At 70.2% G+C, this 15,123-nt stretch carries 13 protein-coding genes; 5 read left to right on the top strand and 8 right to left on the bottom strand.

Features of this window, described 5'->3' with window-relative positions:
• The first annotated feature begins 64 nt into the window (after positions 1-64).
• Positions 65-3,247, top strand: a complete 3,183-nt coding sequence (gene ileS / locus G9C85_RS09060) for an isoleucine--tRNA ligase (protein ID WP_166039166.1) — start codon at positions 65-67, stop codon at positions 3,245-3,247.
• A gap of 112 nt (positions 3,248-3,359) precedes the next feature.
• The gene (locus tag G9C85_RS09055) at positions 3,360-5,561 is read left to right on the top strand and encodes a hypothetical protein (protein ID WP_166039164.1); all 2,202 of its coding nucleotides are present in this window, start codon (positions 3,360-3,362) and stop codon (positions 5,559-5,561) included.
• An 11-nt stretch (positions 5,562-5,572) separates the two neighbouring features.
• Here G9C85_RS09055 and G9C85_RS09050 read toward each other — a convergent pair whose 3' ends face one another.
• The 3 genes from G9C85_RS09050 to G9C85_RS09040 all read right to left on the bottom strand — a co-directional run bounded on the left by G9C85_RS09050 (position 5,573) and on the right by G9C85_RS09040 (position 8,096).
• Positions 5,573-6,109: a heme NO-binding domain-containing protein gene (locus G9C85_RS09050; protein WP_166039162.1), complete on the bottom strand. Its 537-nt coding sequence runs from the start codon at positions 6,107-6,109 to the stop codon at positions 5,573-5,575.
• A gap of 161 nt (positions 6,110-6,270) precedes the next feature.
• On the bottom strand, positions 6,271-7,119 hold the full coding sequence (gene prs, locus G9C85_RS09045; RefSeq protein WP_166039160.1) for a ribose-phosphate diphosphokinase: 849 nt from the start codon (positions 7,117-7,119) through the stop codon (positions 6,271-6,273).
• A 152-nt stretch (positions 7,120-7,271) separates the two neighbouring features.
• Complete coding sequence (locus tag G9C85_RS09040) at positions 7,272-8,096, bottom strand: hypothetical protein (protein ID WP_166039158.1); 825 nt, start codon at positions 8,094-8,096, stop codon at positions 7,272-7,274.
• Positions 8,097-8,283: 187 nt separating this feature from the next.
• Between G9C85_RS09040 and glmM the strand changes: the two genes are divergently transcribed.
• On the top strand, positions 8,284-9,648 hold the full coding sequence (gene glmM, locus G9C85_RS09035) for a phosphoglucosamine mutase (protein ID WP_166039156.1): 1,365 nt from the start codon (positions 8,284-8,286) through the stop codon (positions 9,646-9,648).
• Positions 9,649-9,690: 42 nt separating this feature from the next.
• On the opposite strand, the gene G9C85_RS09030 is transcribed toward glmM, so the two are convergent.
• The 3 genes from G9C85_RS09030 to fer all read right to left on the bottom strand — a co-directional run bounded on the left by G9C85_RS09030 (position 9,691) and on the right by fer (position 11,694).
• On the bottom strand, positions 9,691-10,833 hold the full coding sequence (locus G9C85_RS09030) for a hypothetical protein (protein WP_166039154.1): 1,143 nt from the start codon (positions 10,831-10,833) through the stop codon (positions 9,691-9,693).
• Entirely contained in the window at positions 10,826-11,197 is a 372-nt protein-coding gene (gene hisI / locus G9C85_RS09025) for a phosphoribosyl-AMP cyclohydrolase (protein WP_166039151.1), read from the bottom strand. The genes G9C85_RS09030 and hisI overlap by 8 nt, the downstream gene beginning before the upstream one ends.
• 107 nt (positions 11,198-11,304) lie before the next feature.
• Entirely contained in the window at positions 11,305-11,694 is a 390-nt protein-coding gene (gene fer / locus G9C85_RS09020) for a ferredoxin Fer (RefSeq protein WP_166039149.1), read from the bottom strand.
• A 218-nt stretch (positions 11,695-11,912) separates the two neighbouring features.
• On the opposite strand from fer, the gene hisA reads away from it, so the two are divergent.
• Positions 11,913-12,656: a 1-(5-phosphoribosyl)-5-[(5-phosphoribosylamino)methylideneamino]imidazole-4-carboxamide isomerase gene (gene hisA / locus G9C85_RS09015; RefSeq protein WP_166039147.1), complete on the top strand. Its 744-nt coding sequence runs from the start codon at positions 11,913-11,915 to the stop codon at positions 12,654-12,656.
• 352 nt (positions 12,657-13,008) lie between these two features.
• Here hisA and G9C85_RS09010 read toward each other — a convergent pair whose 3' ends face one another.
• On the bottom strand, positions 13,009-13,257 hold the full coding sequence (locus tag G9C85_RS09010; RefSeq protein ID WP_166039145.1) for a hypothetical protein: 249 nt from the start codon (positions 13,255-13,257) through the stop codon (positions 13,009-13,011).
• A gap of 397 nt (positions 13,258-13,654) precedes the next feature.
• On the opposite strand from G9C85_RS09010, the gene hisB reads away from it, so the two are divergent.
• Entirely contained in the window at positions 13,655-14,242 is a 588-nt protein-coding gene (gene hisB, locus G9C85_RS09005) for an imidazoleglycerol-phosphate dehydratase HisB (RefSeq protein ID WP_166039143.1), read from the top strand.
• 13 nt (positions 14,243-14,255) lie between these two features.
• Here hisB and G9C85_RS09000 read toward each other — a convergent pair whose 3' ends face one another.
• A complete protein-coding gene (locus G9C85_RS09000) occupies positions 14,256-15,083 on the bottom strand; it encodes a hypothetical protein (RefSeq protein WP_166039142.1) in 828 nt (275 codons plus the stop codon).
• Positions 15,084-15,123: the final 40 nt, after the last annotated feature.

The following is a 15,123-nucleotide window of genomic DNA, read 5'->3' as shown; positions in this document are numbered from 1 at the left end:
CCGGCTACTGCGGGCGTCTGCAGGACCGAACCCCCTTTAGTGACGGAGGGAGTTAGGACCGGATATGGAACGGTTCGAGGAGGTCGCGGACCAGTACGACCCCGACGCGGTCGAGGACCGCGTGTTCGAGCACTGGGACGCGGTCGACGCCTACGAGCAGACCCGACGGCACCGCGAGGGCGAGGAGACGTTCTTCTTCGTCGACGGCCCGCCGTACACGTCGGGTGCGGCGCACATGGGGACGACGTGGAACAAGACCCTGAAGGACGCGTTCATCCGGTACTATCGGATGCAGGGGTTCGACGTCACGGACCGCCCGGGCTACGACATGCACGGGCTCCCCATCGAGACGCGCGTCGAGGAGAACCTCGGGTTCGAGAACAAGAAGGACATCGAGGAGTTCGGCGTCGAGAACTTCATCGAGGAGTGCAAGGACTTCGCGGACGACCAGCTCGAGGGGCTCCAGTCGGACTTCCAGAGCTTCGGCGTCTGGATGGACTGGGAGAATCCCTACAAGACGGTGAATCCGGAGTACATGGAGGCGGCGTGGTTCGGGTTCGAGAAGGCTCACCAGCGCGGGCTCGTCGAGCAAGGACAGCGCTCCATCAACCAGTGTCCGCGCTGCGAGACCGCGATCGCGAACAACGAGGTCGAGCGGCACGACGTCCACAAGCCCGCGATCTACGTGCAGTTCCCGCTCGTGGGCGAGGAGGGGAGTCTCGTCATCTGGACGACGACGCCGTGGACGATCCCCGCGAACACGTTCGTCGCCGTGGAGGACGGCGCCGAGTACGCGAAGGTCCGCGCCGAGAAAGACGGGGAGAGCGACGTGCTCTGGGTGTCCGCGAGCCAGGTCGAGGAGGTCCTGAAGGCCGGGCGCTACGACGACTACGAGGTCCTGGAGACGGTCGAGAGCGACGACCTCGTCGGCAAGACCTACGAGTACCCGCTCCCCGAGGAGGTCCCCGAGCACGCCCAGGGCGAGGGCGCGGGCGAGGTGTACACCGCAGAGTACGCGGACGCCAGCGACAAGTCCGGGATGGTGCACTCCGCGCCCGGGCACGGCGAGGAGGACTTCGAGCGCGGCCGCGAACTCGACCTGGAGATCTTCTGTCCGGTCGAGAGCGACGGTCGTTTCGGCGACTCGGGCGGGAAGTACGCCGGCCAGTTCGTGCGGGACGCGAACGAGAACGTCATCACGGACCTCGACGCGAAGGGCCTCCTGCTCGCGCACGACGAGAACTACCTCGTCGAGGGCGAAGGGCAGTGCTGGCGCTGTGACACCGACATCGTCCGACTCGTCACCGACCAGTGGTTCATCACGGTCAGCGACATCAAGGACGAGCTCCTCGCGAACATCGAAGATTCGGAGTGGCATCCGAGCGACGCCCGGGACAACCGGTTCCGGGACTTCGTCGAGGGGTCGCCGGACTGGAACGTCTCCCGGCAGCGCTACTGGGGCATCCCCATCCCCATCTGGACGTGCGACAGCGACGACTGCGACCACCTGAACGTCGTCGACACGCGCGAGACGCTCGCCGACCGCGTCCACCAGGACGTCGACCCCGATTCGGTCGACCTCCACAAGCCGACCGTCGACGACCTGACGATGGACTGCGAGGGCTGCGGCGCGGAAGCGACCCGAGTGCCGGACGTGTTCGACGTCTGGCTGGACTCCTCGGTCGCCTCCTGGGGGACGCTCGACTACCCCGAGGACGACTCGCGGTTCGACGAACTCTGGCCCGCGGACCTCATCATGGAGGCCCACGACCAGACACGGGGCTGGTTCTGGAGCCAGCTCGGGATGGGGACCGCGGCGTTCGGCGAGATCCCCTACGAGGAGGTTCTCATGCACGGGTGGGCGCTTATGCCCGACGGCCGCACGATGAGCAAGTCCAAGGGCATCCTCGTCGACCCGCAGGAGGTCATCGACGAGTACGGCGTCGACCCCATGCGCGGGTTCCTCCTCTCCCAGAACCCGCAGGGGAGCGACATGAAGTTCTCGTGGGACGGCATGGACGAGATGCAGCGGGACCTCAACATCCTCTGGAACGTCTTCCGGTTCCCGCTGCCGTACATGGAGATGGACGGGTTCGTGCCGGGCGACGACGACCTCGTGAACCTCGACACGCGCCTCGTCGACGAGTGGGTGCTCGCGCGCCTCCAGTCCGTCGAACGGGAGATGACCGAGCACTGGGAGGACCGCCGTCCCGACAAGGCCCTGGACGCGCTCCTCTCCTTCGTCGTCGAGGACGTGTCGCGGTTCTACGTGCAGGCGATCCGCGAGCGCGTCTGGGAGGAGGACGCCTCCGAGAGCAAGCTGGCGGCGTACGCGACCGTCTACGAGGTCCTCCACGACGTCGTCGCGCTGCTGGCGCCGTTCGCGCCGTTCGTCGCGGACGAGATGTACGCGACGCTCACGGGCGACACCGGGTTCGATACCGTCCACATGCGGGACTGGCCCGCGGTCGACGAGACGTGGGTCGACGAGGAACTGGAGGCGGACGTCGAGTTGCTGCGCGCCATCGAGGAATCCGGGTCGAACGCGCGCCAGCAGGCCGACCGGAAGCTCCGCTGGCCGGTCGCGAGGGTCGTGGTCGCACCGAACGACGAGCGGACGTACGACGCCGTCGACCGCCACCGGAACCTCCTCGCCGAGCGCTTGAACGCGCGCGAGATCGAGCTCGTGGAGCCCGAGGAGCAGTGGGGCGAGCTCGCGTACTCGGCGCGCGCGGACATGAGCGAACTCGGGCCGGCGTTCGGCGACCGCGCCGGCGAGGTCATGGAGGCACTGAACGAGGTGCGCGTCGGGGAGACGGACCTCGACGCGCTCCGGGACGCCGTCGGCGAACCCGACGTCGCCGAGTCGATGGTCGAATTCGAGACGGAGACGCCCGATGGCGTCGCCGGGTCGACGTTCGACGTCGCTGGCGACACGAAGGGCGTCGTCTACGTCGACACGACGCTCACCGAGGACATCGAGAGCGAAGGCTACGCCAGAGAGGTCATCCGGCGCGTTCAGGAGATGCGCAAGGACCTCGAACTCGACGTCGACGAGCACGTCCACCTCTCCGTGGACGTCGCCGACGACCGCATCGCCGGTCTCGTCGACGAGCACCGCGATCTCGTCGCCGAGGAGACGCGCGGGACGTTCGCCGACGACGTCGACGGCCACACCCGCGAGTGGGACGTCGAGGGCGTCGCGGTGACCATCTCGGTCGAACCGGTCGCCGAAGCCGAAGCCTGAATCGAACCACTCGGTCCGTCGTCGCGTCGCGGTGACCAGGTGGTCGCTCGTTCCCGACGACGAGTGACCGGGTCGGGACAAGAGTCTTTTCGGGACCAGCCCAACTGGTGGTGTGCTTCGCCGGGTCACGCTCGTCCTGCTGGTCGTCGTGTCGCTCCCCGCGGTCGCGTCCGCGGGCGCACCCGTCCCGTCCGCGACCGCGTCGAGTCCAGCCGCCAGCGCCGGGAGTGCGGACGAGACCATCGAGCGGACCATCGAACTCCACCTGACGCCCGAGGAACCGGGGACGATCCGGGCGGTCGTGACCTACCGCATCCCGGAGTCGGTATCGCGCCTGGAGACCTCGATCGGGCCCCGGTCGACGGTGACGGCGACCGACGGGTTCGAGCGCGCTGGGACGAAAGCGTACGCGTGGACGGAGTCGACGGACGCGCCGTCGCTGACGCTTCGCGTGGACGCGAACGAGACCGCGAGCGGCCGTCGGAGCGTCGACGCCACCGCGGCGCCGTCGGGCATGGGGGCGTCATCGGACGCGCTGACGCCGCCGGACGCGCTGACGCCGCCGGACGCGCTGACGCCGCCGGACGCGCTGACGCCGCCGGACGCGCTGACGCCGCCGGACGCGCTGACGCCGCCGGACGCGCTGACGCCGTCGGCGTCGGCCGACGAGGGGTACGTGTTCCTCGATCCGGGGCCGTGGGCGCTCACGCGAGTCCCGCAGGTCGGGACGCGCTGGGAGTGGACGGGCGCGGGCGACGTGACCCTCTCGAAGGAGACGACGGTCGCCGGGGAGGGCGCGACCGGCGGCGAGATGGCGTACTTCGGGCCGGTCACGCGCCACGAGGCGACCGGGCGCGGCGAGCGCTTCGAGCTCGTCGTCCCCGACCGCGCGTCGCTCTCCGCGACGCCATCTAGCATCCTCGGGTCGCTCGTCGCCGCCAGCGAACGGGTGCGCGTCGGCGAGCGCAGCGAAGTCGTAACCGTCATCGCCGCACCCGCGTCCGCGGACTGGGGCGTCGGCGGTCTCCAGTTCGGCAACGACGACGCGTGGGTGGCCGCCGACGCACCCGTGAACTCGCCGGAGAACGTCTGGCTCCACGAGTACGTGCACACCAGACAGGGCTTCGAGACGACCGACAGCGGCCGATGGGTGACGGAGGCGAGCGCCGACTACTACGCCGCACTCCTCACCTACGTGCAGCGGAACGTCACCTACGAGCGGTTCCGCGACCACCTCGCGCGCGGCGAGCGCGACCGCTACGGCGACGACGTGCTCGCGTTCCCGGAGACGTGGAGCGGTGGCGCGAACTACCTGAAGGGCGCGCTCGCCGTCGGCGGGATCGACCGCCGCATGCGGGAGACGACCGACCGGACGGCGACGTTCCAGTCGGTGTTCCGAACGCTGAACGAGCACGACGGGTCGGTATCGAACGACGTCGTGCTCGCCGCGGTCGGGAACGCCGCCGGGGCGGATGCCCGCGACTACGCGGCGTCGCTCACGCGAACCGACCGGACGGCGGAGACGTGGATCGAGTCCACGCACGCGCGATCGTTCGGCGACCTCCCAGCGGTGTTCGAGTACCGGATCGACGAGGGCGGCGTGACGGCGTCGGGCGTCTACGGCGACCGCACGCTCGGCAACGAGACCGTGACGGTGGCCGCCGGCGAGACGCTCGCGGTCGACCTCCGGGTCGCGAACGTCGGCTGGGAGCGCGGCGACTACCGGACGTCACTCGCCGTCGACGGCGCGGTCGTCGAGGAGCGGAGCGGGACGCTCGACGCGGACGCGTCGACGACCGAGACGTTCGAGCGAACGTTCGCGGACCCGGGGTCGTACGAGGTCGTCGTCGGCGACCGCACGCTCGCCGTCGACGTCATCGAGCGGCCGACGCCGACGGTCGCGTCCGTCGACGCTCCCGAGACGGCCACGGTCGACGAAGGCGTCGAGTTCACGGTCTCGGTGCGAAACGACGCCAGCGTGCCGGGTCGCGTGACGCTCCCGATCGCGGTCGACGGCGAGGTGCTGTCGAACGAGACGGTCCTCGTCCCCGCCGAGTCGAGCGCGACGCGAACGTATTCGACGTCGTTCGCGGACGCCGGCGAGCACACCATCAGCGTCGGCGGCACGACGGTCACGGTTACGGTCACGGGCGGGGACGCGAGCGACGGCGACGCGACTGACGGTGGCGAAGCGACTGGCGACGGCGGGACGGGGACGGAGCCGCTCCCCGTTCCCGGGTTCGGTGCGGCACTCGCCCTCGGCGTGCTCGCGGTCGTCTTCGTCGTCGCCGCCGGTCGACGCGGACTGCAGTGAGAGTCGACGCCTCAGACCCGTTCGACGTGGAACTCGCAGTGCGCGTCGCCCTCGCGCACGCACGTCTCTTGCGTGACCTCGCAGGGGTCCTCGAGCACCTCGCCGACGCCGACGACGACGCCCTCGCCGAGCGTACAGAGGTCCCGCTCGGAGCGGAACTCGAGCACCATCTCGTCCGCGCCCAGGCGGTTCGTGGCGACGTCCGGCGTGTTCGTCTCCTCGTTCTGCGCCTCGATCTGGGCGTAGATGGTGGGGAGCGACTCGAGGAGGTCGAACGTCGACCAGTCGTCGCGGACGTGCGCCTTGAACGTCGACAGGAGGTCGTCCGCGAGGAACGACCCGAAGTCCCGCTCGACGGCGGGCTCGTCGTGCCCGCTCATCGCCGCGATCACCGACAGCGCGTCGGTCAGGTCCGAGTCCGGGTAGTGCGACACCGGCAGGTACAGCTTCGGGTCGATCTCCGCGCGGTCGAGGACGTCGTCCCAGACGTCCTCGCCCATGTTCTCGGCGACGTACGACTTGAGTGACTTGTGGAGGATTCCGTGCATGTTGCGTGCTCTACTGGTTGACTGTCGATACCGTACGGCGATGGCCTCATAAATCGTTGGGCCGCGTGACCGAATTGCACGTACCCAAACGCGCTCACAGGTGGCTCGCGGTCCCCGAAGCGACCCGCATCACAGGCGAATCGCGATCGCGGGCGTCCACCTCACAGGTGATTCGAAATGGCGGGCGCGACGCTGACGACGCTCTGGGGGCGCTCGAGGGTGTCAGTGCCGACGATGCGTTCGACACCGGCGCGCTCGAGTTTCGTGACGGCGTTCCTCGCGAACAGCGGGTGGACGGTCGCGACCGACACGGACGCCGCCGACCGCTCGCCCAGTACCGCGATCGACTCGCTCATCGTCGTGCCGGTGGCGACGATGTCGTCGACGACGACGACGTCCCGCCCCGCGACCGCGGCGTCGCTCGGCGTCACCTCCACGTCGTCGCCGCTAAAGCGCTGCTTCACGAAGTGGTCGACGGCGCCGCGACCGTACGCGTCCCGCACCGTCCCCGCGAGCCCGCGCGCGCCCTCGTCCGGCGCGAGGAAGAGTGGGTCAGCGAGGTCGTCGGGCAGTGGTTCGGCGAGCACGGCGGCGGCGTCGACCGCGGTCGCCGTCGGCTCGAAGAACTCGCAGACCGCCGTCTCGTGTGGGTTCACGGTCAGCACGCGGTCCGCGCCCGTCGAGATCGCGCGCGCCATCGCTCGCGCCGACACGGGGTCGCCGACCGCGAACGCCTCGTCCTGGCGCGCGTACCCCATGTACGGCAGGACCGTCACGACCTCGCTCGCGCCCGCCTCCCGGACCGCGTCCTGGAGCTGGAGGCACCGAACGTGCGCGTCGCTGTCGACCGTCGACCCCACGACGATCGCCCGCTCGGGGTCGACGTCGCCGACGTTCGTCTTCAACTCGCCGTCAGGGAACCGCTCGTAGTCGACGAGCGCCAGCTCGTCGTCGAGTTCGCTCGCCAACGCCGCCGCGAGCGACTGGGAGTTCGCCCCACCGAAGATCATGTTCGAGGGGTGACCGCGGGTGCGTAAATCCGTTTTCGTTACGCCCGGCGTCGCGATTCGAGAAGTCGCGACGCCCCGTCACTCGCTCGTCGTGCGGGCGGTCGCTGCAGCGGCCTCACTCGCTCGTGGTTCGTGCAGTCGCTGCGGCGGCCTCACTCGCTCGTGGTTCGTGCAGTCGCTGCGGCGACGTCCGTGACGCCGAGTTCCTGATGGCGCCAGCCGTCCGGTGCCTCCGCGGCGAACCGGCCGTCAGCCGAGACCGCGTACACCGTGTCGCCGTACGCGACGTCGACGATCGGTCGCTCCAGGTCCGTCGCGGCCGTCCACTCGCCGTGGTGGTGCGCGTACAGGACGTCCGCGGTCCCGGCGTGCGCTCGCCCGAGCGTCCCCGCCGACGCCCCCGGGTCGGACGCGACGAACGCGAACGCGCCCGACTGGACCTCGATCCAGCCGTTCCCGAGCTGGGAGAGCGCTTCGTCGGTCGCCGCCAGCGGCACGCCCGACGCGGCGACGTCGACCGCCGACGCCAGCCCCGAGTGCCGGAGCGAATCGTCGAGCGCGCGGTAGACGCCGTCGTCGGTCGCGAGCAAGTCGCCGTCCATGCCGTTGACCGCCGAGACCGCGCCAAGGTCCCGCCAGTCGCCGTCGACGCGTCGCGCGACCGACCCGTCCGGGGCCGCCGCGAGGACGTCCTCGCCGTGGACGGACACCGCCGACGCAGCCCCGAACCCAGTCGGCTCGAACCCGGCGCCGGCGTCGAGCAAGACCGCCTCCTCGGTCGCCGCCGCGACCCCCGCCGGGCCGCTCGCGACGTCCACCGCCGTCCCCTTCGCCGCGAGCTCGAACCCGCCGACGCGCTCCGCGACGACCGACACCGCGACCACGCCGGTCGACGCGGCGACGTACACGGTCGTCTCGCGCTCGTCGCCGTCGTACACGCGCTTCTCGTCGATCCCGATGTCCTTCTCCGCGCTCATCGTCGGGGCCTTGGCTCCGTCGCCGTATCAAACCCCGACCCCGTTCACGCCACCGCAGGGTCGCCGCGGACGGCGTGGCTCGCGACGCTCGTACGTGGTCGCCCGAACCCGTCTCCGCGTGCGAGTCGTTCACGGCCGCGTACAGTAACGGAATCCCTTAGTCGACCCCCGACGAGAGCGTACACGAATGAAGGTATTCGGTTCGAGCGGGACGCGAGGCGTCGCCAACGAGGAGCTGACGCCCGAGTTCGTCCTGCGCGTCGCGAAGGCCGCGGGCACGGCCGGGCGCGCGGACCGCGTCGCCATCGCGCGGGACACGCGAGCGACCGGTCGCATGCTCGCCGACGCCGCCGCCAGCGGCCTGGCGAGCGTCGGCGTCGACGTCGACCGCCTCGGCGTCGTCCCGACACCGGCCGCACAGGCGTACAGCGAACGCGAGGGCGTCCCCGTCGTCGTCGTCACCGCGAGCCACAACCCGCCGGAGTACAACGGCGTGAAGCTCGTCGGCGCCGACGGCGTCGAACTCGCGGTCGAGGACCTAGAGCGCGTCGAGGACGTCCTCATCGGGGAGTCGTTCGCGGACGCCACCTGGGACGAGGTCGGGGACGTCACGCGGGTCGCCGACGCCGGCGACCGGTACGTCGACGAGCTGCTCGCGGCCGTCGACCGCCAGCGAATCGCCGACGCCGACCTCACCGTCGCGCTCGACCCCGGGCACGGCGCGGGTGCGCTCACGAGCCCCGAGTTCTTCCGGGAACTGGGCTGCAGGGTCGTCACCGTCAACGCCCAGCCGGACGGGCACTTCCCCGGCCGGAACCCCGAGCCCGTCCCGGAGAACCTCGAGGACCTCGGGCGGCTCGTGCGGGCGACGGACGCCGACGTCGGCATCGCGCACGACGGCGACGCCGACCGCGCCATCTTCTACGACGAATCCGGAACCTACGTCGAGGGCGACGCCACGCTCGCCGCGCTCGCCGCCGCGACGCTCGACGCCGGCGACACCACCGTATCGGCCGTGAACGTCAGTCAGCGCCTCGTCGACGTCGCCGCCGAGACCGGCGCGACCCTCGAGCTGACGCCGATCGGGTCGACGAACATCATCACGCGCATCGAGGAGCTCATCGCGGACGGCGAGCACGTGCCCGTCGCCGGCGAGGGCAACGGCGGGATCTTCTTCCCCGACTACCGGCTGGCTCGCGACGGCGCGTACGTCGCCGCGCGCTTCCTCGAACTCGTCGCCGACCGCCCAGTCAGCGAGATCGTCGCGCCGTACGGCGACTACCACAACGTCCGCCGGAACCTCGAGTACGACACCGAGGACGAACGGAACGCGATGCTCGACGCCGCCGAAGCCGTCGCCGACGACGCCGACGCCGAACTGACGACGATCGACGGCTACCGACTCGACTACGGCGACGCGTGGGTGCTCGCGCGTCCCTCGGGCACGGAACCACTCGTGCGCGTCTACGCCGAAGCGCACAGCGCCGAGCGCGCGAACGAGCTCGTGGAGTTCGTCGTCTCCGCGCTCGCCGGCGCCCGCGACGACACCTGAGACCACGCAGACACCGCCCGCGACGAAGCCGCGACGCCTTCCTCACGCGAACTCGTCGGTGTCGTCGAGCGCCGCCCGGAGGTCCTCGCGTTCCTCGCGGAGCGCGTCGAGTTCGTCCTCGACGGCACCCGAGGCGAGTCGGTCGCGCTCCTCTGGGCCGAGTTCGTCGAGCGCCACCGCTGCGGTCCGCAGGCGCTCGTAGTCCTCGCGCCACGCGAGTTCGCGGACCGCCCGCAGGCGCTCGGCGACGGTCTCGTCCGCGAACGCCGTGACGACCGAGAGCAGTTCGCGAGTGACGTGCTTGAGCGTCTCCGCCGCCGGCGGCGGCCACCCGACCGCGAACCCCGAGCCGTCGAGGCGGTCGAGGTACGTCCGGCGCGTCCCGACCGCCGTCGCGAGCGCGCTCGGGTCGTCGACGTAGTGCTCGAGCTTCGACCGCGAGTAGTCCGCGTACTCCAGGAGTTCCGGAAGGGTGTGCTCGCCGGCGTCGCGCTCGCGGACGTACGACAGCAGTTCGCTCGGCGGCGAGCGCACGTCGACGAGCGGGTACTCCGACGCCGTCGCCAGTGCGTCCAGGACCTCGCGCGCCGGCCGCTCCCGCCGGTACCGCGCGAACGCGTCCGTCACCGCGTCGTCGTACGCCTCCACTGGCTGCCGGAGTTCGTCGACGGGCGCGTCCAGGTCCGCGTCGCCGAGCTCCAGGAGTCGCTCGCGCGCCGCGATGCCGTCCTCGACCGCGCTCAAGCGGTCGGTCGCCCGACGCCGCGCGTCCTCGAACGCCTCGCGCGCCTCCCGGAGCCGGTCGCGGATCGACGACAGCTCGCGTGCCGGCGACAACGCGTCTCTCGCCGCGTCGAAGTCCGATTCGCTCAACCGGCGCTTCTCCGTACACTCCAGGGCCGCCTCGAACGCCTCGCGCTCGGGCAGGTCGTCGTCGAGGCCCTCGACGAGCGTCGCGAACGCCTCCTGGAACTCCACGTACGCCTCGAAGTCGCCCGTGCCCGTCGCGCGGTCCTCGTACCCATCGAGCTTCCGTTCGGCCGCCCGCACCGCCTCCGCGACCGCCGCCAGCTGCCCGCGACCGCCGTGGTCCGCGACCGCAGCCTCGGCCGCCTCCAGGTCGCTCGCCGCCGCCCGCAGGGCCGCCGCCGCACCCGCGTCCGCGGGGTCCGCGCCGTCACTCATCGTACACGTCCTCGGGGTCGAACGCACGGTCGCCCACGACCTCACCCTCGAGCGTCCGATGGAAACAAGACTCGTAGCCCGTGTGACACGCCCCGCCCTCCTGCTCGACGAGGTAGAGCAGCGCGTCCGCGTCGCAGTCCACGCGCACGTCCGCGACGCGCTGAACGTGCCCGCTACTCCCGCCCTTCTGCCAGAGCTCGTCGCGCGACCGCGAATGATAGTGCGCCAGCCCCGTCTCGCGAGTCGCATCCAGCGCCTCCCGGTCGACGTACGCCAGCATCAGGACCTCGCCCGACTCCGCATCCTGCGCAACCGCCGGCACGAGACCATCCTCCCCGAAGTCGACATCGACGGCGTCGGTCATGGACGAACCTGACCGCGGACGCGCCATGGGTCTTTCCCTCGACCCCGCCACGCGATCGCGAAGTCGTTGCTGACGGCGCGCGAGAAGACGCAAAGAAGGGGCTGCCTTCAGATGACGCGGTTCTGGAGGTAGTCGAGGTGCTTGGCGTTGTAGACGATCTGGACCTCGTCTGTGGCCGGCGACCCGATGCAGGTCAGGCGAACCATCTTCTCTTCGACCTCTTCGTCGCTGAGGATCTGCTGCATGTCCATGTCGATCTCGCCCTCCGTGACGATGGCTGCGCAGTTCGCGCAGGCACCGGCGCGGCACGAGAACGGCCAGTCGTAGCCCTGGGCCTCGGCGGCCTCGAGGATGTACTCGCCCTGGTTGACTTCGAGGGAGCCGTAGTCCTCGTCGTCGAGTCCGGCCTCCTCGGCCTTCGCGAAGAGGTCGTCGTCGTCCATGTCCCAGCCCTGGTCGTCGAGAGTTTCGTAGTTGAGGTATTCTACCGTGGGCATCAACGCGAGGGTTCGCGTTCGGGGCCCTAAGACCTTGCTGTTTGCAAAGTCACGCGCGACGACGCGAATTCGCCGGTTCGAGGGTCGAGGACGCCGTCCGGTGGCGGTTCGCGACGTAGACGCGCGACTCGAGTGGGATCGACGAACACGGGCGTGCTCCCGGGTGCGATGGCGCGGATTCCGGTGGGTTCTTGCGCGACGCTCCCGGCCTGGAACGTATGCGACCGTTCAGCGAGTTCGAGGTGGTGCCGGCAGTCGACGTCCAGGACGGCGAGGTCGTCCAGCTCGTCCAGGGCGAGCGCGGCACGGAGACGACGTACGGCGACCCCGTCGACGCGGCTCGACGGTGGGTTGACGCGGGCGCGGAGACCCTCCATCTCGTCGACCTCGACGGCGCGTTCGAGGGCGAGCGCGCGAACGCGGACGCGGTCGAGCGCGTCGTCGACGCCGTGGACGTCCCCGTCCAGCTCGGCGGCGGCATCCGGACGGCGGCGGACGCGCGCGACCTCCTCGACCGCGGCGTCGACCGCGTCATCCTCGGGACGGCGGCCGTCCAGGACCCCGAGATAGTGGGCGAGATCAGCGAGACGCATCCCGAGTCGGTCGTGGTGAGTCTGGACGCGAAGGACGGCGAGGTCGTCGTCGAGGGCTGGACGGAGTCGACGGGCCTCGACCCGGCCGAGGCGGCGACGCGGTACGCCGACCTCGGCGCGTGCGCGATCCTCTTCACCGACGTCGACGTCGAGGGACGCCTGGAGGGCGTGGCGACGGAGCCGGTCCGCGAGCTCGCGGCCGCGGTCGACCTGCCGGTGATCGCGAGCGGCGGCGTGGCGTCCGTCGAGGACGTGCTCGCGCTCCGCGACGCTGGTGCGGCGGCGACGGTCGTCGGGAGCGCGCTCTACGAGGGCCGGTTCTCGCTCGCCGACGCCCGCGACGCACTCGCGACCGACCGCGAGGACTGACCGGACGGCTGACCGACGGCGTCGTCGGCGAAGAAGCGACGTTCGAAGGGACCGATGTTCGAACGGACGAGAGCGGCGTCCACGGTCACGTCCCGCCGAAGTGGGACTGGCGACGTTGGAGCGGTCGGCGGAAGGTACGAGACACGCGGCGCGAAGTTCTGGAGAATGAGCCGTCGGGGATCTGGGTGTGGGAGTACGGCGGGGGTGTAGGAATCTGGGGTGTGGGAGTACGGCGGGGGTGTAGGAATCTGGGGTGTGGGAGTACGGCGGGGGTGCAGGGATCTGGGGTGTGGGACTTCCGCCGGGTGGGAATCTGGGGTGTGAGAGTTCGGTGGGGGTGAGGGTTGGAGGGCTACTCGCCGGGTTGGTGTCCGTGTCCGAGCGCGAGTGCGAGGACGTGGAGACCGAGCAGGAGGAAGAAGTTGCCGGTCTGGGAGACCGTTTCCAGTCCGGACACGAGCAGAGGCACGTACGCGAGGGGGAGCGCGAGTGCCGCGTAGAAGCAGGTGGCGCGGACTGGTGCGGCGAGCGTTTCGAGGCCAACGCGGGAGCGAAGGCCGGTGTGGGACGCGTCGGGAGTGGAGGGGGTTGACGTGGACATGTTGGACACCTCGTCGGCAATCACTCGTTAAACCTGTACCATAATAAACCGGGTCGAGGGTTGGGTTGTTTTCGATACGTTTCACCCAGTATTCGCCGTTTTACCGGTTTCTTTTAGAGCTCTTAGATATCTTTAGACGTTTTAGAACCGCCCCAAAATCCGTTATCGAGTATTTTCTGATTGCTTCAGTAACTGATTTGTATTCTGGTACTTCGGGGGTAAGCCGAGGTTTCCGGAGGGGCTCTGGCGGCCGGCGCGTCGTTGCGCGCGCCGGACTACCTCTCGCCGCAGCCACCACACACCCGACCCCGCGTCCGACACGACGACCCCGATGCGGACGCGACCGGACCTCGCCGCTCCCGTCAGCGCTATGGGTCCGCCCCGTCAACGGCGAGGTATGACCGACCGAACCGCCGCCGTCGCCCGCGAGACCGCGGAGACGGACGTCGAAGTGACCGTCGCCGTCGACGGCGACGGCGACAGCGAGGTCGATACCGGCATCGCCTTCCTCGACCACATGCTCGCGTCGTTCGCCAAGCACGGCCTGTTCGACGTGACCGTGCGCTGCGACGGCGACCTCGAGGTCGACGATCACCACACCGTCGAGGACGTCGCAATCACCCTCGGGTCGGCGTTCGCGGACGCGCTCGACGACAAGCGCGGCATCCGCCGGTTCGCCGACCGCAAGGTCCCGCTCGACGAGGCCGTCGCCGGCGTCGTCGTCGACGTCTCCGGCCGACCGCTGTTCGAGTTCGACGGCGCGTTCAGCCAGGAGCGCGTCGGCGGCCTCACCAGTCACATGGCCGAGCACTTCCTGCGGTCGTTCGCAATGAACGCCGACCTCACGCTCCACGCCGACGTCGACGGCGAGAACGCGCACCACGAGATCGAGGCGCTGTTCAAGGCGCTCGCGCGGACGCTCGACGACGCCACCAGAATCGACGACCGCCGCAGCGACACGCCGAGCACGAAGGGCGAACTCTGAACCTCGACGCAACTCACGCCGAGCGAAGTCGTCGAATTCCGTACTCGACGCCGCCCGGGAGGAGGGCGATACCGAGGAAGACGAACCACGCGGCCAGGTAGAGGGCGTGCGGGTCGCCAGGCCCGCCGTACTGCTGGGAGTGGACGCTGTTGACGAAGAAGAGAGCGGCGACGACCGTCGGCGTCGCGAGGTCACGTCGAACCAGGAGGTACGCTGGCACGCCGAGCAGCAGGACGGCACCGACGCCCATCCAGAGCCACAACGGGAGGGACGCGTTGAGGCCCTGAACGAACCCGAACCCGAGCGAGGCGGCAGCGTGGACCGCCCCGGCCGCGCCGGCGACGAGGAGCGCGCTCCTGGTCGTCGCGGGCGGGTTCCACGCGCGCGCTGGCGCCTTCAGCCACGCGACCCGACTCCGGACGATCGACTCCCAGCCACCGACGAGCGCGGCACCCGCGGTCCAGACGTACCACGCGCTCAGGTACTTGACGAGGTGGAGGCCGTTCTCGACGACGGTGATCCCCGTCGGCTCGTCGATGCTCGGCTCCAGTTCCGCGACGTCCCGGAACACGGGCGCGGGCGGCGTGAGTTCGGCGTGGAGCGCGATGCCGGCGAGCGCGCCGACGAGCACGACGGGCGTGACGAGACGTGCGTCGAGCGCGAGCCACGCCGCGAACGTGCCGAGCGCGACGAGGCCGCCGTACCGCCAGAGGACGCCCGCGACGGGGTAGGCGGCGGGACCGACGTCGTAGCCGTACTCGAGCGCGACGCCGAGGACGACCGCGGCGTGAGCGATGCCGACGAGGAGGGCGACGACTGCACTGAGAACGGGGCGGCGCATGCGCGAGCATCGGCCAGAGACGTGTTAGAGGTTTGGTCTA

Origin of the sequence: Halorubellus sp. JP-L1, assembly GCF_011440375.1 — an archaeon.
Lineage (GTDB): Archaea > Halobacteriota > Halobacteria > Halobacteriales > Natrialbaceae > Halorubellus.
This window is presented reverse-complemented; position numbering and strand designations above follow the sequence as displayed.

Coding starts and splice junctions, on each gene's coding strand:
- ileS (WP_166039166.1), top strand. CDS start 65: ATGGAACGGTTCGAGGAGGTCGCGGACCAGTACGACCCCGACGCGGTC.
- G9C85_RS09050 (WP_166039162.1), bottom strand. CDS start 6,109: ATGCACGGAATCCTCCACAAGTCACTCAAGTCGTACGTCGCCGAGAAC.
- prs (WP_166039160.1), bottom strand. CDS start 7,119: ATGATCTTCGGTGGGGCGAACTCCCAGTCGCTCGCGGCGGCGTTGGCG.
- G9C85_RS09040 (WP_166039158.1), bottom strand. CDS start 8,096: ATGAGCGCGGAGAAGGACATCGGGATCGACGAGAAGCGCGTGTACGAC.
- glmM (WP_166039156.1), top strand. CDS start 8,284: ATGAAGGTATTCGGTTCGAGCGGGACGCGAGGCGTCGCCAACGAGGAG.
- G9C85_RS09030 (WP_166039154.1), bottom strand. CDS start 10,833: ATGAGTGACGGCGCGGACCCCGCGGACGCGGGTGCGGCGGCGGCCCTG.
- hisI (WP_166039151.1), bottom strand. CDS start 11,197: ATGACCGACGCCGTCGATGTCGACTTCGGGGAGGATGGTCTCGTGCCG.
- fer (WP_166039149.1), bottom strand. CDS start 11,694: ATGCCCACGGTAGAATACCTCAACTACGAAACTCTCGACGACCAGGGC.
- hisA (WP_166039147.1), top strand. CDS start 11,913: ATGCGACCGTTCAGCGAGTTCGAGGTGGTGCCGGCAGTCGACGTCCAG.
- G9C85_RS09010 (WP_166039145.1), bottom strand. CDS start 13,257: ATGTCCACGTCAACCCCCTCCACTCCCGACGCGTCCCACACCGGCCTT.
- hisB (WP_166039143.1), top strand. CDS start 13,655: ATGACCGACCGAACCGCCGCCGTCGCCCGCGAGACCGCGGAGACGGAC.
- G9C85_RS09000 (WP_166039142.1), bottom strand. CDS start 15,083: ATGCGCCGCCCCGTTCTCAGTGCAGTCGTCGCCCTCCTCGTCGGCATC.